Origin of the sequence: Pseudothauera hydrothermalis (assembly GCF_003345255.1) — a bacterium.
Classification (GTDB): domain Bacteria; phylum Pseudomonadota; class Gammaproteobacteria; order Burkholderiales; family Rhodocyclaceae; genus Pseudothauera; species Pseudothauera hydrothermalis.
This window is the reverse complement of record NZ_CP029331.1, coordinates 2,764,486-2,788,029: the sequence shown is the minus strand read 5'-3', so window position 1 is coordinate 2,788,029 and position 23,544 is coordinate 2,764,486. Positions and strand designations below refer to the sequence as shown.

At 64.1% G+C, this 23,544-nt stretch carries 25 protein-coding genes and 1 tRNA gene; 18 read left to right on the top strand and 8 right to left on the bottom strand.

The features are described 5' to 3' along the window. Positions 1 to 4: 4 nt before the first annotated feature. Positions 5 to 427, bottom strand: a complete 423-nt coding sequence (locus DIE29_RS13295; protein ID WP_102042784.1) for an HIT family protein — start codon at positions 425 to 427, stop codon at positions 5 to 7. Between the two features lie 250 nt (positions 428 to 677). Then, positions 678 to 752 (bottom strand) — tRNA-Gly (locus tag DIE29_RS13290). 131 nt (positions 753 to 883) lie between these two features. Here DIE29_RS13290 and thiS point away from each other — a divergent pair. The 4 genes from thiS (at position 884) to sppA (ending at position 4,605) form a co-directional block, all read left to right on the top strand. Then, on the top strand, positions 884 to 1,087 hold the full coding sequence (gene thiS, locus DIE29_RS13285; RefSeq protein ID WP_102043310.1) for a sulfur carrier protein ThiS: 204 nt from the start codon (positions 884 to 886) through the stop codon (positions 1,085 to 1,087). A gap of 57 nt (positions 1,088 to 1,144) precedes the next feature. Continuing rightward, positions 1,145 to 1,930, top strand: a complete 786-nt coding sequence (locus DIE29_RS13280) for a thiazole synthase (protein ID WP_114650123.1) — start codon at positions 1,145 to 1,147, stop codon at positions 1,928 to 1,930. Positions 1,931 to 1,932: 2 nt separating this feature from the next. Further along, positions 1,933 to 2,655 (top strand): tRNA (guanosine(46)-N7)-methyltransferase TrmB, encoded by a 723-nt coding sequence (gene trmB, locus DIE29_RS13275; RefSeq protein WP_114650122.1) that lies wholly within the window; start codon positions 1,933 to 1,935, stop codon positions 2,653 to 2,655. 96 nt (positions 2,656 to 2,751) lie between these two features. Beyond that, the gene (gene sppA, locus DIE29_RS13270) at positions 2,752 to 4,605 is read left to right on the top strand and encodes a signal peptide peptidase SppA (RefSeq protein WP_108080808.1); all 1,854 of its coding nucleotides are present in this window, start codon (positions 2,752 to 2,754) and stop codon (positions 4,603 to 4,605) included. Positions 4,606 to 4,645: 40 nt separating this feature from the next. On the opposite strand, the gene hemW is transcribed toward sppA, so the two are convergent. The 5 genes from hemW to DIE29_RS13245 are packed head-to-tail and all read right to left on the bottom strand — an operon-like array spanning position 4,646 to position 9,107. After that, positions 4,646 to 5,875, bottom strand: a complete 1,230-nt coding sequence (hemW, locus tag DIE29_RS13265; protein WP_114650121.1) for a radical SAM family heme chaperone HemW — start codon at positions 5,873 to 5,875, stop codon at positions 4,646 to 4,648. Then, positions 5,872 to 6,468 (bottom strand): RdgB/HAM1 family non-canonical purine NTP pyrophosphatase, encoded by a 597-nt coding sequence (rdgB, locus tag DIE29_RS13260; protein ID WP_114650120.1) that lies wholly within the window; start codon positions 6,466 to 6,468, stop codon positions 5,872 to 5,874. The genes hemW and rdgB overlap by 4 nt, the downstream gene beginning before the upstream one ends. Positions 6,469 to 6,496: 28 nt before the next feature. Beyond that, entirely contained in the window at positions 6,497 to 7,213 is a 717-nt protein-coding gene (gene rph, locus DIE29_RS13255; protein WP_114650119.1) for a ribonuclease PH, read from the bottom strand. Positions 7,214 to 7,230: 17 nt separating this feature from the next. Beyond that, entirely contained in the window at positions 7,231 to 8,148 is a 918-nt protein-coding gene (locus tag DIE29_RS13250) for a PP2C family protein-serine/threonine phosphatase (protein ID WP_102042777.1), read from the bottom strand. An 11-nt stretch (positions 8,149 to 8,159) separates the two neighbouring features. Further along, on the bottom strand, positions 8,160 to 9,107 hold the full coding sequence (locus tag DIE29_RS13245) for a serine/threonine protein kinase (RefSeq protein WP_102042776.1): 948 nt from the start codon (positions 9,105 to 9,107) through the stop codon (positions 8,160 to 8,162). Positions 9,108 to 9,197: 90 nt separating this feature from the next. Between DIE29_RS13245 and DIE29_RS13240 the strand changes: the two genes are divergently transcribed. The 6 genes from DIE29_RS13240 to DIE29_RS13215 all read left to right on the top strand — a co-directional run bounded on the left by DIE29_RS13240 (position 9,198) and on the right by DIE29_RS13215 (position 14,194). Then, positions 9,198 to 10,064 (top strand): YicC/YloC family endoribonuclease, encoded by an 867-nt coding sequence (locus DIE29_RS13240; protein ID WP_114650118.1) that lies wholly within the window; start codon positions 9,198 to 9,200, stop codon positions 10,062 to 10,064. 88 nt (positions 10,065 to 10,152) lie between these two features. Next, positions 10,153 to 10,767 (top strand): guanylate kinase, encoded by a 615-nt coding sequence (gene gmk, locus DIE29_RS13235; protein ID WP_102042774.1) that lies wholly within the window; start codon positions 10,153 to 10,155, stop codon positions 10,765 to 10,767. A 5-nt stretch (positions 10,768 to 10,772) separates the two neighbouring features. Then, a complete protein-coding gene (rpoZ, locus tag DIE29_RS13230) occupies positions 10,773 to 10,988 on the top strand; it encodes a DNA-directed RNA polymerase subunit omega (RefSeq protein WP_102042773.1) in 216 nt (71 codons plus the stop codon). Between the two features lie 27 nt (positions 10,989 to 11,015). Beyond that, positions 11,016 to 13,220 carry a RelA/SpoT family protein gene (locus DIE29_RS13225; protein ID WP_102042772.1) on the top strand — a complete coding sequence of 735 codons (2,205 nt, stop codon included), beginning with the start codon at positions 11,016 to 11,018 and terminating at the stop codon, positions 13,218 to 13,220. 71 nt (positions 13,221 to 13,291) lie between these two features. Next, positions 13,292 to 13,480, top strand: coding sequence for a DUF3460 family protein (locus DIE29_RS13220; protein ID WP_102043309.1), 189 nt, complete (start codon positions 13,292 to 13,294; stop codon positions 13,478 to 13,480). 75 nt (positions 13,481 to 13,555) lie between these two features. Beyond that, on the top strand, positions 13,556 to 14,194 hold the full coding sequence (locus DIE29_RS13215; protein ID WP_114650117.1) for a 3'-5' exonuclease: 639 nt from the start codon (positions 13,556 to 13,558) through the stop codon (positions 14,192 to 14,194). Here DIE29_RS13215 and DIE29_RS13210 read toward each other — a convergent pair. Continuing rightward, complete coding sequence (locus DIE29_RS13210) at positions 14,148 to 14,840, bottom strand: Crp/Fnr family transcriptional regulator (RefSeq protein ID WP_108080803.1); 693 nt, start codon at positions 14,838 to 14,840, stop codon at positions 14,148 to 14,150. The two genes, DIE29_RS13215 and DIE29_RS13210, sit on opposite strands and share 47 nt — an antisense overlap. 310 nt (positions 14,841 to 15,150) lie before the next feature. On the opposite strand from DIE29_RS13210, the gene DIE29_RS13205 reads away from it, so the two are divergent. The 8 genes from DIE29_RS13205 to DIE29_RS13170 all read left to right on the top strand — a co-directional run bounded on the left by DIE29_RS13205 (position 15,151) and on the right by DIE29_RS13170 (position 23,532). After that, a complete protein-coding gene (locus DIE29_RS13205) occupies positions 15,151 to 17,073 on the top strand; it encodes an ATP-binding protein (protein WP_114650116.1) in 1,923 nt (640 codons plus the stop codon). Further along, the gene (gene narL / locus DIE29_RS13200; RefSeq protein WP_102042768.1) at positions 17,070 to 17,723 is read left to right on the top strand and encodes a two-component system response regulator NarL; all 654 of its coding nucleotides are present in this window, start codon (positions 17,070 to 17,072) and stop codon (positions 17,721 to 17,723) included. The genes DIE29_RS13205 and narL overlap by 4 nt, the downstream gene beginning before the upstream one ends. Before the next feature lie 109 nt (positions 17,724 to 17,832). Beyond that, entirely contained in the window at positions 17,833 to 18,348 is a 516-nt protein-coding gene (napF, locus tag DIE29_RS13195) for a ferredoxin-type protein NapF (RefSeq protein ID WP_237269465.1), read from the top strand. Further along, positions 18,345 to 18,599, top strand: coding sequence for a chaperone NapD (locus tag DIE29_RS13190; RefSeq protein WP_102042767.1), 255 nt, complete (start codon positions 18,345 to 18,347; stop codon positions 18,597 to 18,599). The genes napF and DIE29_RS13190 overlap by 4 nt, the downstream gene beginning before the upstream one ends. A gap of 5 nt (positions 18,600 to 18,604) precedes the next feature. Next, entirely contained in the window at positions 18,605 to 21,151 is a 2,547-nt protein-coding gene (gene napA, locus DIE29_RS13185; RefSeq protein WP_205409741.1) for a nitrate reductase catalytic subunit NapA, read from the top strand. Positions 21,152 to 21,296: 145 nt separating this feature from the next. Next, positions 21,297 to 22,172 (top strand): ferredoxin-type protein NapG, encoded by an 876-nt coding sequence (napG, locus tag DIE29_RS13180; protein ID WP_102042765.1) that lies wholly within the window; start codon positions 21,297 to 21,299, stop codon positions 22,170 to 22,172. Then, a complete protein-coding gene (gene napH / locus DIE29_RS13175; RefSeq protein ID WP_102042764.1) occupies positions 22,169 to 23,089 on the top strand; it encodes a quinol dehydrogenase ferredoxin subunit NapH in 921 nt (306 codons plus the stop codon). Before napG ends, napH begins: the two co-directional genes overlap by 4 nt. Beyond that, the gene (locus DIE29_RS13170; protein WP_102042763.1) at positions 23,086 to 23,532 is read left to right on the top strand and encodes a nitrate reductase cytochrome c-type subunit; all 447 of its coding nucleotides are present in this window, start codon (positions 23,086 to 23,088) and stop codon (positions 23,530 to 23,532) included. Before napH ends, DIE29_RS13170 begins: the two co-directional genes overlap by 4 nt. Positions 23,533 to 23,544 lie beyond the last annotated feature (12 nt).

Here is a 23,544-nt window from a genome sequence, read left to right as displayed (position 1 = left end):
TGATTCAGCCTGCGGTCAGTTCCGCCAGTGCATGGCCAATCGCCGTGCCCAAGGCGAGCCGGTCGGGCGCCGGCCGGGGTGCGCTCGACGCACGCTGCGCCACGCCCCATATCGGTTGCGGGAAGTGGCGGTCGTCGGTAAAACGTGGAATCACATGCCAGTGCAGGTGTGGCACCACATTGCCAAGACTTGCCAGATTGATTTTGTGGGGCTGCATCGTCTCGCGCAAAGCGATTTCAGTAGCCAACACCACATTGAGCAGATGCCGTTGCTCGGGCACGGCCAGATCGCTCATTTCCGCCACGTGATGCTGCCAGATGACCCGACAAAAACCGGGATAGTCGTCGTCCGCGACCGCGATTACCCGGCAGAGCTGATCGTCCCACACCAGCACTTCGTCGGTACGGACACAAAGCGGGCAAGTCATGAGCGATCTCCCCGATGGCGGGTTTTTGCGATCCCACAACTCTACCTTCTCCGAGCATGCAGGCGAAGGGTTATCGGTTTGCCATCGTGATGTTTTCGGCGCCGGTTGCAGGGCGCTGCCGGTAATGTCTCGTCCCCGATGCAGCAGGCGAGTCAGTGAGGCGAGCGCTTACAAAGCGTTTGCAATCGCGGCTGCAGCCGGACGCAAAAACGCCCAGGCCGGATGCTGACCTAAGTGCTTGAAGTCAGAGTGGAGCGGGCGAAGGGAGTCGAACCCTCGTCATCAGCTTGGGAAGCTGAGGTAATAGCCGTTATACGACGCCCGCTCTGAGGGCGGCGGAAAAGTTTCGCCGGCGGCCGAAATTGTAATGGAGCGGTCCAGGGGCGTGCAATCGGCTAGCGTGATAAGATCGGCGCTCAAGCCAGCGATGCTGGCCCATTGCGCATGTCGGGTTTCATGATCCAACTCATCATCAATGGCCAGGCCGAATCCTTGGATGACGGACTTACCGTGTCCGAGTTGTTGCTGCGCCGTGGTCTGGCCGGCAAGCGTCTGGCCGTCGAGCGCAACGGCGAGATCGTGCCGCGTGCGCGCCATGCCGAAACCGTGCTCGCCGACGGCGACCGGCTGGAGATCGTAGTCGCGGTCGGTGGCGGTTGAGTGCGTCAGGCGACGCGTTCCAGCACTCTTTGCAACTTTTTCGGAGACAGGTCCATCATGAACGATGCCTTGGTGATCGCGGGTAGGTCTTACGCGTCTCGCCTGCTGGTCGGTACCGGTAAATACCGGGATTTTGCCGAAACCTGCGCAGCGGTCGAGGCCAGCGGGGCCCAGATCGTGACCGTGGCCATCCGTCGCACCAACATCGGCCAAAATCCGGATGAGCCCAACTTGCTCGATGTGCTGCCACCTGACCGGTTCACCATCCTGCCCAACACCGCAGGCTGTTACAGCGCCGAGGATGCAGTGCGTACTCTGCGGCTGGCGCGCGAGCTGCTCGATGGCCATGCGTTGGTCAAGTTGGAGGTGCTGGGCGATCCGGCTACCTTGTTTCCCAACATGCCCGAGACCCTGAAGGCGGCTGAAATCCTGGTCAGAGAGGGGTTTGAGGTCATGGTGTACTGCTCGGACGATCCCGTCCAGGCCAAGATGTTGGAAGAGCTCGGTTGTGTCGCGGTGATGCCGCTGGCTTCGCTGATCGGCTCGGGCATGGGCATTGTCAATCCGTGGAATCTGCGGCTGATCATCGATAACGCCAAGGTGCCGGTGATCGTCGACGCCGGGGTGGGTACTGCCTCGGACGCGGCCATTGCCATGGAGTTGGGCTGCGATGGGGTGTTGATGAACACCGCCATTGCCGCGGCGCGCAACCCGGTGTTGATGGCCGGCGCAATGAAAAAAGCGGTGGCTGCCGGGCGCGAGGCTTTTCTGGCGGGGCGCATGCCGCGTAAGCTTTATTCGGCCGATCCCAGTTCGCCCAGCAGCGGCCTGATCGGGACCTGAGCATGAGTGTCGGTATTCATGATCGCAGCCTGCCGCAGGGCGAGGCGCAGCGGTTTTCGCGCCGTTCGATTCGCAGTTTTGTGCTGCGTCAAGGGCGCATCTCGGACGCTCAACAGCGTTATCTGGACACCATGCTGCCGCGGATCGGCGTGCCCTACCGCGAAGCGCCGGTGGATCTCGATGCGGTGTTCGGGCGCTGCGCGCCGAAGATCGTGGAAATCGGTTTCGGCATGGGCGAGACCACTGCACGCATTGCCGCCGCACACCCGGAGAACGACTATTTGGGTATCGAGGTGCACACTCCCGGCGTAGGCGCGCTGTGCAAGTTGGTGGCCGAACAGAGCCTGGGAAATGTGCGCATCGTTCAGCATGACGCGGTCGAGGTGTTGCGTGACATGATCCCGGACGGCGTTTTGGCCGGCGTGCACGTGTTTTTCCCCGATCCCTGGCGCAAGAAGCGCCACCATAAACGGCGCATCATCCAACCCGATTTCGTCGCGCTGATCGCTGCCAAGCTCGCGCCCGGCGGTTACCTGCACTGCGCAACCGATTGGGAGGACTACGCGCATTGGATGCTGGAGGTGCTTACCGCCGAGCCGGCGCTGGAAAACAGTGCCAACGGTTTTGCCCCGCGCCCCGATTATCGTCCGCTGACCAAGTTCGAGCAGCGTGGTCTGCGCCTCGGCCACGGGGTGTGGGACGTGGTGTTCCGGCGTCGTGCCTGAGCCGGGGTGCCTTCGATCCGTGGCAACTTCCGGTAAGCTCTGTGTGATGGCTGCAGGCGTACGGGTTACGCCGTGGAGACCCAAGGAGCGCCTTACATGATCGGAAAAATTTTCGGCTTCAGCGGTCGGCTGCTGGGAGCCCTCTGGCGGTGGCTGGACGCGGTGCGTCGAACGCTGGTGAATTTCGTCATACTATTGCTGCTGGGAGCGGTGCTCGCTCTGATCCTTCGCCCTGGGCCGCAGGTGCCCGACAGTGCGGCGCTGTTAGTCAAGCCACGTGGTGTGCTGGTCGAGCAGGCGGCCTTCGACGATCCTTTGAGTCTGCTGCGCGACAACCGCCCTGCCGAAGGGCAGATCGTACTGGCCGATCTGCTCGAAGCCATCGCTGCCGCACGGGACGACGCGCGCATCAGCATGTTGGTGCTGGAGACCGACGGGTTGCAAGGCGGCGGACTGTCCAAATTGGCCGAACTGCGTCAGGCCCTGCAGGATTTTCGTGCCGCCGGCAAGCCGGTGCTGGTGCGCGGGGAGCGTTTCACTCAGGCCCAGTATTACCTGGGTTCGGTGGCCGACGAAATCCATCTGGCGCCGGATGGTTTTGTGCTGCTGGGTGGGTTGGCGCGCTATGTGACCTATTTTGGCGAGGCGCTCGAACGGCTCGGAATCAAGGTGCACGTGTTCCGGGTGGGCGAATACAAGTCGTTCAGCGAGCCGTTTACCCGGCGCGATATGTCGAATGAGGACCGCGAGGCCACCCGCGATCTACTCGATGGCCTGTGGGGCGTAGTGCGAAGTGAAATTGCCGCTGCGCGCAAGCTGGAGATGTCCGCGCTGGAGCGCTACATCGCCGACTATCCGGCGGTTTTGGCGGCCGCCGAAGGCGATGCCGCACGCGCAGCGCTGGCTGCCGGACTGGTCGATCGGCTCAGCACCCGCGATGAATGGCGAAAACTGCTGATCGAACGGGTGGGGGCGGCCGACACCGCGGCGGATGATCTGCGCGATGGCGATCTTGACGGTTTCCGTCAGATCAGCGCGGACGCCTATCTGGCGGCGGTGCGTGCCGAGCGTCCGGCCGAGCGTGAGCGGATTGCGGTGTTGGTGGCACAGGGGGCCATCATCGATGGCGAGCAGCCGCCCGGTACGGTCGGTGGCGACACCCTGGCCCGGCTGATCCGCGAGGTGCGCGAAGACGACAGCGTCAAAGCGGTGGTGCTGCGTATCGATTCGCCAGGGGGCAGCGCATGGGCGTCGGAGTTGATCCGGCGCGAACTCGAACTCACTCGTCAGGCGGGCAAGCCGGTGGTGGCCTCGATGAGCTCGGTGGCGGCATCCGGCGGCTATTGGATTGCCGCCGGGGCCGACGAGATCTGGGCGAGCCCGCTGAGCCTGACCGGTTCGATCGGCGTCTTTGCGCTTTTTCCAGAATTCAGCGAGCCGCTGGCGCGCGTGGGCGTGGCGGTCGACGGCGTGGGTACCGGACCTTTGGCCGGCGCCTTCGATCTGCGCCGGCCAATGGCGCCGGCCGCTGCGCAAGCGCTGCAATTGGGCATCGAGCATGGATATCGGCGCTTTCTGCAAGTGGTGGCCAAGGCTCGTCAGATGCGCGTAGAAGAGGTGAACGTGGTCGCCCGCGGTCGGGTGTGGACCGGCACGGCGGCCGACAAGCTCGGGCTGGTGGATCAGTTGGGAGGGCTGGATGCGGCGGTGCGTGCGGCCGCTGCCCGGGCCGGGATCGAGCGCTTCGATCTGACCTGGCCGGCTGCGCAGCCTTCGCCGATGCGCCGCCTATTGCGCAGTCTGCTCGAGGCCGCGGGCCTGGATACGGCGCCCGCAAGCCGCTCCGCCTTGGCCCGTTTACTGGGGCAACTGGAGGGTGCAGCCGCGGACTTGTTGCAGTGGCACGACCGCGACCATCTGTATGCGCACTGCATGTGTGAGGCCCCTTGACCGCGCGCCCCGACAGCGCGTCATTCATGCCACGGCGGCCCTACTGCCGGTCGTCCAGAAATAGCTGCAGCAAATCGTTGAGAAAGCGCCGACCCAGCGTAGTGGGGCGCAGACGCTCCGGTTCGGAGGCCAGCAGTGCGCGACCGCGGGCTTCGGCCAGCGGCGCGGCGATGGCGGCGAGCGGGATGCCGGTGCGCGCGGCAAACAGCGCTGCCGGCACGCCGTCGATAAGCCGCAGGGCGTTCATCATGAATTCAAAGGGCAGCTCGGCCACGCTTACCTCGCGTTTTTCTTGGATGAAATCGCCGCTTTGGGCGGCGGCAAGATAGCGCTCGGGATGTTTGTGGCGCATCTGGCGCTCGATGCCCCAATGGCTGGAGAGCTTGCCGTGCGCGCCGGCGCCAATGCCCAGATAATCGCCGAAAGTCCAGTAGTTGAGGTTATGACGGCATTGCTCGCCTCGCCGGGCAAAGGCGGAAATCTCGTAGTGATGGAAGCCGGCGTCGGCCAGCGTGTGCTCGATGGCCTCTTGCATGTCGGCGGCCAGGTCGGCGTCCGGCAGCGGCGGCGGCTGGCGGGCGAAGGGGGTGTTGGGCTCCAGGGTGAGGTGGTAGCAGGACAGGTGTCCGACCCCGCTGGCGATGGCGGTACCAAGGTCGGCCAGCGCTTGCTTGATGTCCTGGCCGGGTAGTGCGTACATCAGGTCGAGGTTGACTCGCTCGAAGGTCGACAGCGCCACGTCCACCGCCTCCCGCGCCTCGCGGCCGTCGTGGATGCGGCCGATGGCGGCCAGCAAACGGTCGTCGAAGCTCTGCACGCCCAGCGACACCCGGGTGACGCCGGCGCTGCGGTAGTCGCGCAAGCGCGCGGCTTCCACGGTGCCGGGGTTGGCTTCCAGGGTGATCTCGGCGCCTGGTTCCAGTGGCAGCAAGGTGCGCACCGCGGTGAGCAGACGGTCGAGTTCGGTCGCTGGCAGCAGGCTGGGTGTGCCGCCTCCGAGGAATACGCTGACCACCCGCCGGCCCCAGATCTGGGGTAGGGCGGCAATGAGGTCGGCAATCAGCGCGTCCACGTATGCCGCATGCGGCGGCTCGGCCGCGCGTACGGTGTGGGAATTGAAGTCGCAGTACGGACACTTTCTGACACACCAGGGATAGTGGATGTACAGCGCCAGCGGCGGCGGGACACTCAGTTGCGGGCGTTGCGGCAGGGGGGCTGGGCTTGCCGCGGGCGCTATCGCGGTAAGCGGGATGATGCGGCGGGCGCTCACAGAGGGTGTGCTTTCAGGCGGTCGAGCAGGTGACGCATGGCTGCGCCCCGGTGGCTCAGCGTGTTTTTAAGCGCGGCATCCAGCTCGGCGGCGGTCTGGCCGAGTTCCGGCAGCCAGAACAGCGGGTCGTAGCCAAAGCCGCCCTCGCCGCGCGGGGCTTGGAGGATTTCGCCGTGCCATTGGCCATCGGCGATCAGCGGTTGCGGATCGTCGGCCGCACGCACCAGCACTACCACCGAGACGAAATGCGCGCGACGGTCGGCGACACCGGCTAAGCGTTCGAGTAGCAGGGCGTTGTTGCGCGCGTCGGACTTCGGTTCGCCGGCATAGCGCGCCGAATGCACGCCGGGCGCGCCGCCCAGCGCGGCGACGCACAACCCGGAATCGTCGGCGATCGCCGGCAGGCCGGTGGCTGCGGCGGCATGGCGGGCCTTGGCCAGGGCGTTTTCGACGAAAGTGACATGCGGTTCTTCGGCCTCGGCTACACCCAGTGCGGCCTGTGGGATCACTTGCAGGCCGAGCGGTGCGAGCAGGGCTTGCAGTTCGGCGGCTTTTTTGGCGTTGTTGCTGGCAAGAACGAGCCGGGTGCTCATGGGGGCTCCAGGGGTCAGGCGTGGCGGTTCAGGTGGCCAGTGCGGCCCGTTGGATTTCGATCAGACGGCCGATGCCGTGTTCGGCCAGATCCAGCAGCGCATCGCACTCAGCCCGGGAAAACGGCATGCCTTCGGCTGTGCCCTGTACTTCGACCAAGCCGCCGGCGCCAGTCATGACCACGTTCATATCGGTGTCGCAGGCGGAATCTTCATCGTAGTCGAGGTCCAGTACCGGGGTGCCGCGGTACAGCCCCACCGAGACGGCAGCGACTAGATCCCGTAGCGGGTTGGTGGCGAGCGTGCCTTCGGTTTGCAGGCGAGCGAGCGCATCGTGCAAGGCCACACAGCCGCCGGTGATCGCCGCGGTGCGGGTGCCGCCGTCGGCTTGCAGTACGTCGCAATCAACGGTTACCTGGCGCTCGCCCAGTGCGGCAAGATCCACCACCGCGCGCAGGCTGCGGCCGATCAGACGCTGGATTTCCAGCGTGCGGCCGCTTTGTTTGCCTTTGGCGGCTTCGCGGGCGCTGCGGGTGTGGGTGGCGCGCGGCAGCATGCCGTATTCGGCGGTCACCCAACCTTGGCCCTTGCCGCGCAGGAAAGGCGGTACCGTCTCTTCCACGCTGGCGGTGCATAGCACCCGGGTGTGGCCGAACTCGACCAGCACCGAACCTTCGGCATGGCAGGTGTAGTGGCGGGTGAGGCGAACCGGGCGCAGCTCGTCGGCTAGGCGTTGGCTGGGGCGCATCGGGAAAGTCCTTTCGTTTATTTGCTGAATTTTTGGATCGCAGCGTTGATCTCGGCAATCGCGCGCTCGATTTCGTCGTCGGTCAGTTCGATGTCGTTGGCCGGGGTGCGGCTGAGTTCGAAGCTGTCGAGCTTGGTGGCAAAATCGTTCATGGCCATGGTCTGGGTCGAGACCGAATCGGCCGACAGCGGTGCGCTGTCGTCATGCCAGCGTACCGCGATCAGGGAAAGATTGTCGCAGCCCGCCCCGGCGAGTTGCTCGGCCTTGTCCATTAGCCGCGGGACCGCTTCCTGCACGAAAGTGTCCGACAGGCCGAGCAGGATGCCAGCATCGCCCAGCGGCCCCCACAGGCCGTCGCTGCACAGCGCCAGGGTGTCATTGTCGCGCAGTGCGACCGGTTTGGAGAATTCCACCTGCGGCGGATGGCTGCCACCCAGGCAGGAATAAATACGGTTGCGCCCTGGATGTCGGGAAGCGCTCTGGGCGTCGAGCAAGCCTTGATCCATCATCAACTGTACCCGCGAGTGGTCGCGGGTCTGCGCGATGATGCGTCCGCCGCGCAGCAGATACAGGCGCGAATCGCCGGCATGCGCCCATTGTGCTTGTCCTTCCTGCACCACGCAGGCAACCACCGTGGTGCGCGGCGCCTCGGGCAGGTCCTTGTCGAAAGCGTAGTCCAGGATGGCGTTGTGGGCGTTGGCCAGCGCACGGGACAGGAACATCGACGGGTCGTGCAAGAGCGGCAGGGCTTCGCGCTGAAAAGCCTGCGTGATGAACTGCACCGCGATCTGCGCGGCGACTTCGCCGTGCAGATGACCGCCCATGCCGTCGGCCAGCACCAGCAGCAGGGCGTCGCGGGAATAGCAGTAGGCGATGCGATCCTGATTCGATTTGCGTCGTCCGACGCGGCTTTCCTGGTAAATGGTGAATTTCAACGCAAACTCCCTCAGCTACGGCCGATGAAAGACCGGAGACGGGTACCGAGATCGGCAAACCAGCCGGCGGGCATGGCCTCGCCGGCTTCCTTGCGCATCAGTGCTTTCTGGAGTGAATACACGCTTTGCGGGCGTTCGAGCGGATCGAGCTTCAGACACCAGTCAATGGTTTCGAGCAACTGTGCGGAATACTTGTTGGCGTGACTGCGGCTGACCGGTTGCAGGCAGTCCTTTTCCAGGCGTTCGTCCGAGCGCGGCGGCGCGTGGCCTACGATGCAGGCGTAGAGGCTGGCGCCGACGCTGTAGATGTCGCTCCATGGGCCGAGCGCGTCACGGTTGTTGAGCTGTTCGGGCGAAGCAAAGCCGGGCGTGTACATCGGTTTGAGCATCGGCTGGTCGGCGAGCAGGGTTTGACGCGCGGCGCCAAAATCGAGCAGCACCGGGGTGCCGTCGTAGCGCAGGTAAATATTCGACGGTTTGATGTCCAAGTGCAGCAGCTTGTGCGCGTGCACTTCGCGCAGGCCATTGAGCATGCGGGTGAATACCCCGCGGATGAAGCGTTCGCCCACTTCGCCGCGGTGGCGGTGGATATAATCGTGCAGGGTGCGGCCGCGTTCGAACTGCATCACCATATACACCGTGCCATTGGCACGGAAAAAATTGAGCACCCGCACCACGTTCGGATGCATCAGGCGGGCAAGCGAGCGCCCTTCTTCGAAAAAGCATTTCATCCCGTAGCGGAAAGCCGGCATGTTTTCCTCGGGCACCCGCGGTTCGATTTCGCCTTCCTTGCGGATCGCCAGCGAATTGGGCAAGTACTCCTTGATGGCCACCGGGGTCTCATCCGGGTCGTAGGCCAGATAGACGATGGAAAAGCCGCCGAGCGACAGTTGCCGGTCGATGCGGTACTGATCGAGCTGGAAACCGTTTGGCAGAGGGGCGTTTGCTTGAGGCGGCATCGGCGTGCAGGGTAGGATATTGCGCTTTATCGCACCGTGATGACGGCAGGCGCAGTGTAAACGATCCCGACAGTTCCCGGAGATTCATTCATGATTCATAGCATGACCGGTTTTGCGGTGCAGACCCGCGACCTGGACGGCGTGCGCCTTCATCTGGAATTACGCAGCGTCAATTCCCGTTATCTCGATCTGGCATTCCGGATTGCCGATGAGCTGCGCCAGGCCGAGCCGGTTTTACGCGAGCTGATCGCCGCCCACTTGTCGCGTGGCAAAGTGGAATGTCGTCTGACCGTGCAAGCCAGCGATGCCGCGCCGCGCAGGCTGGCGCTCAATGCCGGGCTGCTGGAGCAGTTATGCGAAGTCGAAGCGGCGGTGCGCGCACGTCTGCCCCAGGCGGCTGGGCTGAGCGTGGCCGAGGTGCTGCGCTGGCCGGGCATGCTGGCCGACGACAGTCCGGCGTTCGACGCGATGCAGCCTGCGATCGTCGAGTTGGCGCGCGCCGCGCTTGCTGAACTGAGGGCCACGCGTCGGCGCGAAGGTGAAAAACTGGCCGTCATGATCCGCGAACGCACCGCGCGCATGCGCGCGCTGGTCACCCAGTTGGCGCCACGGGTGCCGGCCATCGTCGCCGAGTATCAGGACAAGCTCCTCACCCGCCTGCGTGAGGCGCTCGCCAGCGTGGATGAAGATCGTATCCGTCAGGAAGTCGCGCTGTTCGCCCAGCGTATCGACGTGGCCGAGGAGCTTTCCCGTCTGGCCGCGCATCTGGACGAAGTCGATCATATCCTTGCCGCCGGCGGCGCTGCCGGCAAGCGCCTGGATTTTCTGATGCAGGAACTCAACCGCGAAGCCAACACGCTGGCATCGAAATCCGCTGCCGCCGACCTCACCGGCGCGGCGATGGAGATGAAGGTGCTGATCGAGCAGATGCGCGAGCAGGTGCAGAACATCGAATAGGCACTGGCCGCCGGGCGTAGCTGCGGTGCAGTGCATCGGGCGGTGGTCGTAGTAAGATGGATCACCCGCAACGCGTTCCACCTTTGCCATGTCCGGAACCCTGTTCATCGTCACCGCGCCCTCGGGCGCCGGCAAGACCACTTTGGTGCGTGGTTTGCTTGCGCGCGATCCCAAGGTGCAATTGTCGATTTCCTACACCACCCGCGAGCCGCGTCCGGGCGAGCAAAACGGCCGCGAATACCATTTCGTGGACGTCGACCGCTTCTGCAGCCTGCGCGATCGCGGCGAGTTCTTGGAATGGGCCGAGGTGCACGGCAACTACTACGCCACCTCGCGCACCTGGCTCCAAGAACAGATTGCCGCCGGGCGCGACACCTTGCTGGAGATCGATTGGCAGGGCGCACAGCAGGTGCGCAAGGTGTTCCCGGATGCGGTCGGGGTGTTCATTCTGCCGCCGTCTTTGCAGGAGCTGGAGGTGCGCCTGCGCGGGCGCGGCACCGATAGCGAGGCGGTGATTGCCCGTCGGTTGCTGGCTGCCCGTGGCGAGATGCGCCATGTGGGGGAGTTCGACTACGTTATAATTAACAACGAGTTGCAGACGGCGGTCGATGACCTGGTTGCGGTCGTGCGCGCAGCCCGGCTGCGTTATGCCAAACAGCATGCCCGCCATCTGCAATATTTCGATTTTCTCGAACAGGACTGAACTCCATGGCCCGCATCACCGTTGAAGATTGTCTGAAAAAAATCCCCAACCGGTTTCAGCTCACCCTGGCAGCCACCTACCGTGCGCGCCAACTCACCGCTGGCGGCACGCCGCAGATCGAGCTGGACAAAGGCGACAAAGACAAACCCACGGTCATCGCGCTGCGCGAAATTGCAGCGGGCAAGGTCGGGCTGGAAGTCCTGAACCGCGGGCAGGCCTGATCGCCCGCGGGGGAAGGAGTTCCAGCCATGGACGCATCTGCCGCCCCATCGCCGGAACCCTTCCGTCCGCCCGCCTCCAGTGTGTTGTCGCTGGATTTCGAACGCCTCAAGAGCAAGCTTGCCACCTACCTAAAGCCGGAGGACATCGGCCGCATCGAAGCGGCTTACCACTTCTCGGCCAATGCCCATGAAGGGCAGTTCCGTATCAGCGGCGAACCCTACATTTCGCACCCGGTGGCGGTGGCTTCCATCGTCGCCGACTGGAACCTCGACAGCCAGGCGTTGATTGCCGCGCTGCTCCATGATGTGATGGAGGACACCCATATCTCCAAGGCGGAGATTGCCGAACGCTTCGGCAAGACCGCTGCGGAGCTGGTCGATGGGTTGTCCAAACTCGACAAGATCGAGTTTCGTTCCCATGAAGAGGCGCAGGCCGAGAACTTCCGCAAGATGTTGCTGGCCATGACCACCGATTTGCGGGTGATTCTGATCAAACTGGCCGATCGCCTGCACAACATGCGCACCCTCGATTGCGTGCGTCCGGCCAAACGCCGCCGGATTGCCAACGAAACGCTGGAAATCTACGCACCGATCGCCAACCGTCTGGGGCTCAACAACTTGTACCGCGAGCTTCAGGAGCTGTCCTTCGAGCACAAATTCCCCATGCGTTACCGCGTGCTGTCGCGCGCCATCAAGGCGGCGCGCGGCAATCGCCGCGAGGTGGTGGGCAAGGTGCTGGCCGCCATCGAAGAGCGGCTGCCGCAATGGGGTATCTCGGCCGAGGTGCAGGGACGGGAAAAACACCTGTTTTCGATCTACCGCAAGATGGTGGAAAAGCGCCTGTCTTTCTCGCAGGTGCTCGACATTTACGGTTTCAGGGTGATCGTGCCGGATGTGGCCGGTTGCTATCTCGCCCTGGGGGCGCTGCATTCGATGTACAAGCCGGTGCCCGGCAAGTTCAAGGACTACATCGCCATTCCCAAGGCCAACGGTTACCAGTCGCTGCACACCACGCTGATCGGGCCGTTCGGCACCCCGGTCGAGGTGCAGATCCGCACCCGCGAGATGCACCATATTGCCGAAAGCGGTGTGGCTTCACACTGGCTGTATAAGGAAGACGAAAAGACGCTTACTGAGCTGCAGCAAAAGACTCACTCGTGGCTTCAATCCCTACTTGAGTTGCAGCACACATCGGGCGAAGCCACCGAGTTTTTGGAGCATGTGAAGATCGATCTTTTCCCCGGTGAGGTGTATGTGTTCTCGCCCAAGGGCACGATTTTTTCGCTGCCCAAGGGTTCCACCCCGGTGGATTTCGCCTATGCGGTGCACACCGACATCGGCAACCGTTGTGTAGCCTGCCGGATCAACGGCGATCTGATGCCATTGCGCACCGAACTGCGCAATGGCGACCAGGTAGAAATCATTTCTTCCGCGCACGCCAGCCCCAATCCGGCTTGGCTATCTTATGTGCGCACCGGTAAAGCGCGCGCGCAGATCCGTCACTTCATCAAGAACGCCCAGTTGGAAGAATCGGTGGCCTTGGGCGAGCGGTTGCTCAACCAGGCGCTGCGTCCGCATGGCCTGACGCTCGGGCAGATTTCCACCTTTGCCTGGGACCGTTTTCTGCGCGACCGCGGGGTGCGCAGCAAGAAAGAGGTTTTTTCCGACATTGGCCTGGGCAAACGCCTGCCGGTCATCGTCGCGCGCCGCCTGGCGCAGGCGCAGGACCTGGAATCCGGCCGTCCGGACGTGATCAAGCCCAAGCCCGCAGGCGCGATCCTGATCCGCGGCTCCGAGGGCATTGCGGTGCAGCTTGCGCGCTGCTGTCAGCCGATTCCGGGCGACCCGATCATCGGTACCATCCGCAAGGGGCAAGGGCTGGAGGTACATCTGCACGACTGCCCCAGCGTAGCCAAGCTGCGCGGCGACCGCGGGCGCTGGGTGGATGTGGAATGGGAAACCGGCGACGATGATCGTCTGTTCGAGGTCACCATCCGGGTGCTGACAAAGAACGCGCGCGGCGTGCTGGCGCGTGTGGCCAGCGCCATCTCGGAGGCCGACTGCAACATCCAGAATCTGACCATGGATAACGAACAGGGGGCCTATACCGCGCTCAATCTCACCGTGGAGGTGCGCGATCGTATGCATCTGGCGCGGGTCATGCGTGCGGTGCGCCGGGTGCCCGAGGTGGTGCGTATCGGCCGTGTGCGCGGCGAAGGTCGCACTCGATGAGCGGCCGCCGATCGGGCCGCTTTCACGGTAGAATGCGCGCCCGACAAGACGGCAAGACAAGGAGCCCAACCGTGGCGCTTTACGAATCGGAACACACCAAATTCATGCGCGAATGGCTGGAAAAGCATCCAGAAGAGCTCGAAGAGCAGAAAAAAGGCCGCGCGCTGTGGTGGGACAAGCCACAAGACCTGGCGCGCAATGCGCGCATTGCCCAGTCGCACGTGCCGGTCAAACCCTACTATTACGACACCAATCACTGAGGCAGCCCGGCAGTCGGCTGCGCGCTGTCTGCCCCAACGCCATCGGCCTGCACTGTGGGCCGGCCCGACTGCAGCATGTCGCTTCCCGAAAAGCTGGCCATCGTCGATCTGGAAACCACCGGCGCCAACCCGGTGCATGACCGGATCACCGAAATCGCGATCTTACGTGTCGAAGATCAGCAGGTGGTGGCGCGCTGGGAAAGCCTGGTCAATCCAGGCATGCCGATTCCGCGCATGATCCAGGAACTGGTCGGCATTACCGATCACATGGTGGCCGATGCCCCTGCCTTTGCCGAATTGGCCGCCGTGGTGCGGGAATTGCTCGACGGCTGCGTGTTCGTTGCCCATAACGCGCGCTTCGATTACGGCTTCATCCGTCATGAATATGCGCGCGCCGGCGGCGAATTCACCGCCCCGGTGCTGTGCACCGTGTGGCTTTCACGTGCGTTGTATCCCGAACATCACCGCCATGGGCTGGATGCGCTCATCGCCCGGCACGGTCTGCAATGCACCGCCCGCCATCGGGCGATGGGCGATGCCGAGGCGCTATGGCAATTTGCCCGTCTGGTCAGCGACAGTGTCCCCGCAGAACGCCTGGCTGCCGCGGTGGCGCGGGCGATGAAGGCGCCAGCGCGTCGGTCCGGTCGAGCGGACAGCGCGTCACCTGCTAGCCCGCCGCACAGCTACGCAGCATTCCGACATCGGTCAGGGTGAGGCCGCGCCGTCCGCGCGGGCGGATCATGCCATCGCGGGTCAGCCGATTGAGCGCTCGTGACAAGGTTTCGGGCGTCAGGTTCAATTGCGCGGCGATGGTTTGTTTGTCGGTGTCCAGATGGATGTCGTATTGCTTTGCCTCGCGCGGGGCGAGTTGGGCCAAGTAATGTGCCACCCGCTGTGTGCTGGTGCGTTGCATGCACAGTTGTAGATTGTCGATCAAGGCGTACATCCGTTCGCTCAGCCGGGCGAGCAGCGCGGCGCTGAACGCGCCGCTGGCATGCATCGCCTCGCGCAGCGGGGCGCTCGCAATCAATACCAGTACGCTGTCGCGAGTGGCCTGGGCGGTGACCGTTTCGGTGCGGCCCAGCAGGGCGGCCTCTTCGCCAAAAGTGTCGCCCGCACCGGCAAGCTGTATGATTTTTTCCGCGCCGGACGGCGACAGCAGATAACGCTTCACCTCGCCTTCGACCACGACGTACAGTCCTTCGGCGGGACGGCCCGCAAGGCCGACGACCTCATGGCGGCGTACCTGTAAGGCGCGCGCGCCGCTGGCCAGCAGCTCGCGCTCGGCGCTGGTGAGGCAGTCGAAAGGCGCAATGTGCGAGAGCATTTGCACGGTGGGCGAACAGCTTAAGTGGCGCATCGAAAACTCCTCGGCAGCCGTGTTTTACGGTGACCCTAGGGGCGCAGTCTAGTCAGCCCGCGCAGGGCGTAGAAGCTGGCTTATGACCGACAAATTTTGTCGGAATACCTCTTTGGAGGTATTGGAAAGATATGTTAAATCGTTGATTTTCAACCGATAAAATCATGGGTTGGGTGGGTGGTGCGGTCGCTGCGGTAAAAAGGGATACCTCCATTCACCCCGGCTTGTTGACGCAAACCCGTGCGCCGGCGGCAGGTTCCGAGGCACTCGTCCGTTGGGGGCGTCATCACCCGTAGTCTGGAGATGTCCGATGCGCCGAATTCGCGATGCTTTGGCAAAGCGCTCGATCTTGCTGCTGGTTGGCCTGGCCTTGTTGGCGGTCACGCTGATCAGCGTAGCCGGTATGAGTGCGTCGGTGGTGGTGGCCGAGGCGATACAGGGGCGTGGCAGCGCAATCAACGTGGCCGGTAGCCTCCGACGGCTCACCCACCGGATTGCCAGCCTGGTGGCGGCCGATGCGCTGCACGGGCGCTACCGGCAGGCGCGGGTGAGCGCGGCGATCGAACATTTCGAGGCCAATCTTCAGCACCCATCGCTGCTGCGTGTCATGGAGCGCGAACCTGGCAGTGTGTTCGCAGCCACATACCGCGGCGTGGACGCGGCCTGGCGGTTGCGTCTGAAGCCGCTCTTCCTCGAAGCCAACGGCGGCGGGCCGCCACCATCCTCGGCTGAGTACATTGAAAAGATGCTGGTCGAAGTCGACGCCTTCGTCGACCAGCTCAATACCTTGGTAGCGGTTTTGGAGCAGGACACCGAGGCCAGTGTGGGTCAATTGCGCGGCACACTGGGGTTGGCAATCGCGCTCGCCCTGCTGGTGGTGGCCGGCGCGCTGTATTGGGTTCATCGCGCGCTGCATCGGCCGCTGGCCGATCTGCTGGGCAGTGCCACCCGTTTTGCGCACGGCGACTTCGGCGCGCGGGTACAGCATACCGGCCGTGACGAATTGGGCCGGGTGGGGGCGGCCTTCAACCAGATGGCCGAGGAGCTCTCCAAGTTGTATCGGGACCTGGAGGGCCGTGTGCAGGACAAAACCGCTGAACTGCAGCGCACCAACCGTTCGCTGGAGCTGCTCTACCATGCCATTGCGCGCCTGTACCACGCGCCGGCCGCGCCCGAAACCTATGAGGCAACCTTGCGCGACATCGAGCAGATCCTGGGTTTGGCCGGCAGCTTTGCCTGTTTGCTGCCCAAGCACGGCGGGCCGGCGGTGGTGCTGGCGAGCAGCATTGGCCCGTGCCGCGAGCGGGGCGGCGACGAATCGGTGGCGGATTGTGCGGCCTGCTCCGGCGCGACTGCGCCGTGGACCTATCACCGCGAGGACGGCCATGATGTGCTGATGGTGCCGTTGCGCGATGCCGAGCGCAGCTACGGCATGCTGCGCCTGGCCTTGCCGGCAGGCCGGCGTCTGCAGGACTGGCAGCGCCAGCTGCTCGAAGCGCTCTCGCGGCATATCGGCATGGCGCTCGGCATGGCCCGGCGGACCGAGCAGGAGCGCCTGCTGGCCTTGCAGGAGGAACGCTCGATCATCGCCCGCGAGCTGCACGACTCGCTCGCTCAATCGTTGTCTTACATGAAGATCCAGGTCAGTCTGCTGCAGCCGGTGCTGGCCGATCCGGCGCGCTCGGCCGAAGCCGGTGCGATCCTGGCCGGCCTGCGCGACGGCATCAGCTCGGCCTATCGCCAATTGCGCGAGCTGCTGGGCTCCTTCCGGTTGAAGATGGAGGGCGACTTCCGCACCCTGCTGGCGAATACCGTCGAAGAGTATGCCGCGCGCGGCGATCTGCCAATCGAACTGCACGCCGATCTGGGCGGCTGTCATCTCACCCCGAATCAGGAGATCCACGTGCTGCATATCGTCCGCGAAGCGCTGTCGAACATGGTCAGGCATGCGCGCGCGCAGCGCGGCTGGGTGCGTATTGCCTGCATCGAGGGGCGGGAACTGAGCGTCGACGTGGAGGACGACGGCATCGGCTTGCCGGAAGTGGCCGAGGAAGGCCACTATCACTATGGCCTGAGTATCATGCGCGAGCGCGCCCTGGGGCTTCAGGGAAAGATCGCGGTGCACACCCGCGTCGGCGGCGGCACCTGTGTGAGCCTGCGCTTTCCGGTGGCGCCAGCGGCGCAGCGCGAACAGTCGGCCGCTGACCGCAACCCGCTCGCGAGCATCGAATGAATGAAACCGTCTGCCGAGTCGTCATCGTCGACGACCACCCCTTGTTCCGTAAAGGGCTGTCCCAATTGCTGCAAACGCTGCCCGAATTTCGCCTGATCGGCGAGGCCGCCTGTGGCGAGGAGGGGCTGGCGCTCGCCTGCGCGCTGCAGCCCGATCTGCTGCTGCTCGACCTCAACATGAAGGACCTTTCCGGGCTGCAGGTCTTGCGCGGGGTGCGCGAGGCGAAGCTCGACACCCGCGTGGTGATGATCACCGTCTCCGACCATGGCGACGACCTGGTCGCCGCGCTGCGCGGCGGGGCCGACGGGTATCTTTTGAAGGACATGGAGCCCGAGGAGATGCTCGAAGCGCTGCGCAACGCCGCCGCCGGGCGGGTGGTGGTAAGCGACAAGCTGACCCATTGTCTGGCCGCCGCGCTGCGCGCCGAGCGCCGCCCGGACACCGTTGCCGAAGCCGGCCTCACCGAACAGGAACGGCGCATTCTGGAGTTGATCGCCAGTGGCCTGTCGAACAAGCTGATCGGGCGCGAGCTGGATATCGCCGAAGGCACGGTCAAGGTGCACGTCAAGCACATCCTGCGCAAGCTCGGCCTGCGCTCGCGGGTGGAAGCCGCAGTGTGGGCGGTGGAACGCCTGCGCGCCGGCGATTGAGCATTCTTCCGGGCCACCGTCTGAGGCCCGTCGGCAGTCCAGTTGCGACTCGTTCGCAACTTGATTGCTGTCAATGACCGGGCCCAACCCGGCGGCGCAACATGTCCCCATGAGCGTCATGGGGATTGCCGTGGAAACCGCATCTCTGTCGCGTCGGGGCTTCCTGCGCGGCCGTCTGCGTACCGTCCTGCCTGGCCTGCGCCCGCCCTGGGCGGTGGACGAAGAAGCGTTCGTTGCGCGTTGCACCCGTTGCGATGCCTGCGTGCTGGCCTGTCCCTCCGCAATCGTCGTGCATGGCGATGGCGGTTACCCGGTGATCGATTTTTCCCGTGGCGAATGCAGCTTCTGTGGCGCGTGTGTTGACCGCTGCCAGCCGGCTGCCCTGAAGCGCACCGAAGGCCGCGCGCCCTGGGCGCTGAAAGCCGCGGTCGGCGAAACCTGTCTGGCTCGGCAGGGCGTGGAGTGCCGCGTGTGTGGCGAATGCTGCCCACACTCGGCGATTCGTTTTCGCCCGCGTCTGGGCGGCGTGGCGCTGCCAGCGCTCGATGCCGCGGCGTGCACTGGATGCGGCGCCTGTGTGGCACCTTGCCCGGCAGGGGCCATTGCAATGGAGAACGAGGGATGAAGATCGCAAGCCTGGTGGTTCGCGCCAAGCCGGAACACTTTGTGTCGCTACAAGAGCGTTATCGCGGCATTCCTGGCGTGCAGGTGCATGCCTGCTGCGAGCGGAGCGGCCGCATGGTGGTGAGCGTTGAAGACGGCGAGGGCTACGCGGTCACCGATTCGATTCTGGCGGTGAGCATGGCCGAGCATGCGCTCAGCGTGACCCTCGCCTTTGAGTACACCGACGAAGGTCTTGAATTACAGGAGGCATGACGAACATGGATCGACGCGCATTCATCAAGTCCAATGCGGTTGCGGCCGCGGCGGCATCGGCGGGCATTGGCGGTATTCCACTGGTGACCCAGGCAGCGCAACCGAACGGAACCGGGGCCACCAAGGTGCGCTGGGACAAGGGAGTCTGTCGCTTCTGTGGCGTGGGCTGTTCGGTGCTGGTGGGTGTGCAAAACGGCCGGGTGGTGGCCACCCAGGGCGACCCGGATTCGCCGGTCAATCGCGGCATCAACTGCATCAAGGGTTACTTTCTGTCCAAGATCATGTACGGCGAGGACCGGCTCACCCGTCCGCTGCTGCGCATGAAAAACGGCAAGTACGACAAAAACGGCGAGTTCACGCCGATCACCTGGAAGCAGGCCTTCGACATCATGGAAGAAAAGTGGAAGGCCGCGATCAAGGAACACGGCCCGGACTCGGTGGCCATGTTCGGCTCCGGCCAATGGACCATTTGGGAAGGCTACGCCGCGGCCAAGCTGTACAAGGCCGGTTTCCGTACCAACAACATCGACCCGAACGCCCGTCATTGCATGGCCTCGGCGGTGGCCGGCTTCATGCGCACCTTTGGCATCGACGAGCCGATGGGCTGCTATGACGACATCGAGAATGCCGACGCCTTCGTGCTGTGGGGCAGCAACATGGCCGAGATGCACCCGATTTTGTGGAGCCGCATCACCGACCGCCGCTTGAGTCACCCCGGTTGCGAAGTGCATGTGCTGTCGACTTTCGAGCACCGCTCTTTCGAGCTGGCCGACAACCCGATGATCTTCGTCCCGCAAACCGACCTGGCCATCCTCAACTACATCTGTCACTACATCATCAGCCACAACAAGGTGAACAAGGATTTCGTCGCCAAGAACGTCAAGTTCAAGATCGGCGAAACCGATATCGGCTACGGTCTGCGGCCCAACCATCCGCTGGAAGCTGCGGCTACCAGCAACGGCTATCCCGGCGCCGATGGCAAACCCAAGGGCGACACCGGCGCGGCCAAGGACAGCAGCTTCGAGGAATTTGCCAAGTTCGTCTCCGAATACACCCTGGAGAAGGTTTCCAAGCTGTCCGGCGTGCCGGCCGAGCGGCTGGAGCGCTTGGCCAAGCTGTATGCCGACCCGAACAAGAAGATCACCTCGTTCTGGACCATGGGCTTCAACCAGCATACCCGCGGCACCTGGGTGAACAACATGATCTACAACGTCCACCTCCTGGTGGGCAAGATCAGCGAACCGGGCAATGGGCCGTTTTCGCTCACCGGTCAGCCCTCGGCCTGCGGTACCGCACGTGAGGTGGGCACCTTCGCCCACCGCCTGCCGGCCGATATGGTGGTAACCAATCCGATGCACCGTGCGATCAGCGAGGAAATCTGGCAACTGCCCGAAGGCACGCTGCCGGCCAAAGTGGGTCTGCACGCGGTGGCGCAAAGCCGTGCGCTCAAAGACGGCAAGCTCAAGTGCTACTGGACCACTACCACCAACAATATGCAGGCCGGCCCCAACATCAACGATGAAATCTACCCCGGCTGGCGCAACCCGGAAGCTTTTGTCGTCGTCTCGGACGTGTATCCCACCGTCTCGGCGCTGTCGGCCGATCTCATCCTGCCTTCGGCGATGTGGATGGAGAAGGAAGGCGCCTACGGCAACGCCGAGCGCCGTACCCAGTTCTGGCGCCAGCAGGTCTCCCCGCCGGGCGAGGCCAAGAGCGATCTGTGGCAGTACATCGAATTTTCCAAGCGCTTCAAGGTGGAGGAAGTGTGGCCGGCCGAGCTGCTCGCCAAGAAGCCGGAATACAAAGGCAAGACGCTGTTCGATGTGCTCTACAAGAACGGCGTGGTCGATAAATACCCGCTCGCCGACGTGGAGAAAGCCAACGGCCATGCGATCGCCGGCTACATGAACGATGAATCCAGGGAGCTTGGCTTTTATCTGCAGAAAGGGCTGTTCGAGGAATACGCCAAGTTCGGCCGTGGCCATGGCCACGACCTGGCTGACTTCGATGTCTATCACAAGGCGCGTGGCCTGCGCTGGCCGGTGGTCGAGGGCAAGGAAACCCTGTGGCGCTTCCGCGAAGGCTACGACCCCTATGTGAAGGCCGGTGAAGGCGTGAAATTTTATGGTCACAAAGACGGCAAGGCGGTGATTTTTGCGCTGCCTTACCAGGACCCGCCGGAGAAGCCGGATCAGGAATATGACCTTTGGCTATGCACCGGGCGTGTGTTGGAACACTGGCACACCGGCTCGATGACCCGCCGGGTACCGGAACTGCACCGCTCGGTGCCCGAGGCGCAGGTTTTCATGCATCCGGACGATGCCGCCAAGCGTGGCCTGCAACGCGGCATGGCGGTCAAGGTGGCTTCCCGCCGCGGTGAAATCGTCGCCCGCCTGGAGACCCGCGGGCGCAACAAGCCGCCCAAGGGGTTGATCTTTGTGCCTTTCTTCGACGAAGGCCGGCTGGTGAACAAACTCACGCTGGATGCCACCTGCCCGATCTCAAAAGAAACCGACTTCAAGAAGTGCGCGGTGAAGGTGATGAAGGCGTAACGGTCGGCGCTGCCGGGCGGGCTGAGCGGTTTGCGCCCGCCCCAGCGCAATCCAGGCGACGCCGCCGGTCGGCCCGGTGCACCGCACCGGTTTCGCCCGGAGATTTTTGACCGCATGTCAATGAGCAAATGAAGCGACTGCCATCATGAGCGACCCACAAACCCAGCGTGCCGAAGCGATGAAAGCCCCGCCTCGCCGCCGCTTCCTGCGGGAAGTGGCCGGGGTGGCAGGCAGCGCCGGCTTGTTGTCGCTCGGCGTTGGTCTCTATGCCCGCCAGGCCAGCGCTCTGCCGGCGACCGCGCTGCGCCCGCCCGGCGCCTTGGCGGAAGCGGATTTTCTTGCCGCCTGTGTGCGCTGCGGCCTGTGTGTACGCGACTGTCCTTACGACACACTCAAGCTCGCCGAACTGGGCGATGGCGTCGCCACCGGTACCCCGTATTTCAACGCCCGCAGCATTCCTTGCGAAATGTGCGAGGACATTCCCTGTGTGGCGGCCTGTCCGACCGGTGCGCTCGACCGCAGTCTCACCGAAATCGGGAACGCACGCATGGGCCTGGCGGTGCTGATCGACCAGGAAACCTGCCTGAACTACCTTGGCCTGCGCTGCGACGTGTGCTATCGCGTCTGCCCGGTGATCGATAAGGCGATCACCTTGGAGGTGATCCACAATCCGCGCTCGGATCGCCATGCCATGTTCCTGCCCACCGTGCATTCCGAGCACTGCACCGGCTGCGGCAAGTGCGAAAAGGCTTGTGTGCTGCCGGGCGAGGCGGCGATCAAGGTGCTGCCCATCCACCTTGCCAAGGGTTCGACCGCCGAGCACTACCGCAAGGGCTGGGAAGAGCGCGAGGCTTTCGGGCGCTCGTTGATCGGCGATCAGGTGGAACTGCCGGTACGCGGCATGGAAGATCAGCCCTATGGCGACACCCGCCTGCGTACCAACAGGGTGCCGCAGCAAGCGGGTAGCGGGGAACCGGCACCTTATGCACCGGGCGGACTGGATTCGGGGTGGAAGCCATGAGTGGCGTATTCGATCCTACAGCGCCTGCCCAGCCCGCCACCCGTGGTGCCGCGGTGCGGGGGGCGGTGAGCCGGCCGGGCGCCGATGCGGTGGCAAAAAAAGGCTGGCTGCGCGCCAACAAATGGCTGTTGGCCCGCCGGCTGTCGCAACTGGGCATTTTGGCGCTCTTTCTGGCCGGACCGTGGTTTGGCCTATGGATCGTCAAGGGCAATCTGTCGTCCAGTCTTACCCTGGGCGTGTTGCCACTGACCGATGTGTTCCTGCTGGCGCAGTCCTTTGCGGCCGGACATTGGCCCTACCGCGAGGCTCTGCTGGGCGGCGGCATCGTGCTGGCTTTCTACCTGTTGGTCGGCGGTCGGGCGTTTTGCGCCTGGGTGTGTCCGGTGAACATGGTCACCGATGCTGCCGCCTGGCTGCGTCGTCGTCTCGGCATCAAAGGCGGCAAGGTGCCGCACGCCAGCACCCGCTACTGGCTGTTGGGCTTTGTGCTCGCCGCCGCGGCGCTTACCGGCACGCTGGTCTGGGAATGGGTCAATCCGGTGTCGATGTTGCATCGTGGGCTGATCTTCGGCTTCGGGCTGTCCTGGGGCATCGTGCTCGGTGTTTTCCTGTACGACCTCTTGATCGCCAGCCGCGGCTGGTGCGGCCACCTGTGCCCGATGGGCGCGGCCTACAGCCTGCTGGGCGGTGTTGCGCTGCCGCGCGTGGCCGCCAACGGCCGTAGCTGCTGCGACGACTGCATGGACTGCTTCGCGGTCTGCCCCGAACCCCAGGTCATCCGCCCGGCGCTCAAGGCCGCCGGACAGGACCACCCTCTCATTCTCGACCGCAACTGCACCACCTGTGGCCGCTGTGTCGATGTGTGCAGCAAGGACGTGTTTCGTATTACGACCCGATTTGACAGGAGCGAGTCATGAACCGTAAGACCCGTAATCTCGTGTTGTCCCTGGTGGCCGTGCTTGGCGTTGGCGCCAGCGCTGCCGCGCCGGCGCAGACGGTCTCCAGCATGCGCGGTGCGGATGTCGCCGCACCCGAGCCGGCACCCGGCAACTACCGTCCGCTGCCCGACAGCCCGCCGCTGCCGCGCGATTATGTGCAGCAGCCGCCGTTGGTACCGCACAAGGTCGACGGTTACGAAGTGACGCTGAATTTCAACAAATGTATGGATTGCCATGCCTGGTCGCGGTATCGCGAAACCGGCGCCACCAAGGTCAGCCTGACCCATTTCAAGGACCGCGACGGCGGCGAGTTGTCGAACATTTCGCCGCGGCGCTACTTCTGTTTGCAGTGCCACGTCCCGCAAACCGACGCCAAACCGCTGGTGGACAACACCTTCCGTCCTGCCGCGGGCCTGCGCTAAGACGCAACGGGG

Coding starts and splice junctions, on each gene's coding strand:
- DIE29_RS13295 (WP_102042784.1), bottom strand. CDS start 427: ATGACTTGCCCGCTTTGTGTCCGTACCGACGAAGTGCTGGTGTGGGAC.
- thiS (WP_102043310.1), top strand. CDS start 884: ATGATCCAACTCATCATCAATGGCCAGGCCGAATCCTTGGATGACGGA.
- DIE29_RS13280 (WP_114650123.1), top strand. CDS start 1,145: ATGAACGATGCCTTGGTGATCGCGGGTAGGTCTTACGCGTCTCGCCTG.
- trmB (WP_114650122.1), top strand. CDS start 1,933: ATGAGTGTCGGTATTCATGATCGCAGCCTGCCGCAGGGCGAGGCGCAG.
- sppA (WP_108080808.1), top strand. CDS start 2,752: ATGATCGGAAAAATTTTCGGCTTCAGCGGTCGGCTGCTGGGAGCCCTC.
- rdgB (WP_114650120.1), bottom strand. CDS start 6,468: ATGAGCACCCGGCTCGTTCTTGCCAGCAACAACGCCAAAAAAGCCGCC.
- rph (WP_114650119.1), bottom strand. CDS start 7,213: ATGCGCCCCAGCCAACGCCTAGCCGACGAGCTGCGCCCGGTTCGCCTC.
- DIE29_RS13245 (WP_102042776.1), bottom strand. CDS start 9,107: ATGCCGCCTCAAGCAAACGCCCCTCTGCCAAACGGTTTCCAGCTCGAT.
- DIE29_RS13240 (WP_114650118.1), top strand. CDS start 9,198: ATGATTCATAGCATGACCGGTTTTGCGGTGCAGACCCGCGACCTGGAC.
- gmk (WP_102042774.1), top strand. CDS start 10,153: ATGTCCGGAACCCTGTTCATCGTCACCGCGCCCTCGGGCGCCGGCAAG.
- rpoZ (WP_102042773.1), top strand. CDS start 10,773: ATGGCCCGCATCACCGTTGAAGATTGTCTGAAAAAAATCCCCAACCGG.
- DIE29_RS13225 (WP_102042772.1), top strand. CDS start 11,016: ATGGACGCATCTGCCGCCCCATCGCCGGAACCCTTCCGTCCGCCCGCC.
- DIE29_RS13215 (WP_114650117.1), top strand. CDS start 13,556: ATGTCGCTTCCCGAAAAGCTGGCCATCGTCGATCTGGAAACCACCGGC.
- DIE29_RS13210 (WP_108080803.1), bottom strand. CDS start 14,840: ATGCGCCACTTAAGCTGTTCGCCCACCGTGCAAATGCTCTCGCACATT.
- DIE29_RS13205 (WP_114650116.1), top strand. CDS start 15,151: ATGCGCCGAATTCGCGATGCTTTGGCAAAGCGCTCGATCTTGCTGCTG.
- narL (WP_102042768.1), top strand. CDS start 17,070: ATGAATGAAACCGTCTGCCGAGTCGTCATCGTCGACGACCACCCCTTG.
- napF (WP_237269465.1), top strand. CDS start 17,833: ATGAGCGTCATGGGGATTGCCGTGGAAACCGCATCTCTGTCGCGTCGG.
- DIE29_RS13190 (WP_102042767.1), top strand. CDS start 18,345: ATGAAGATCGCAAGCCTGGTGGTTCGCGCCAAGCCGGAACACTTTGTG.
- napA (WP_205409741.1), top strand. CDS start 18,605: ATGGATCGACGCGCATTCATCAAGTCCAATGCGGTTGCGGCCGCGGCG.
- napG (WP_102042765.1), top strand. CDS start 21,297: ATGAGCGACCCACAAACCCAGCGTGCCGAAGCGATGAAAGCCCCGCCT.
- napH (WP_102042764.1), top strand. CDS start 22,169: ATGAGTGGCGTATTCGATCCTACAGCGCCTGCCCAGCCCGCCACCCGT.
- DIE29_RS13170 (WP_102042763.1), top strand. CDS start 23,086: ATGAACCGTAAGACCCGTAATCTCGTGTTGTCCCTGGTGGCCGTGCTT.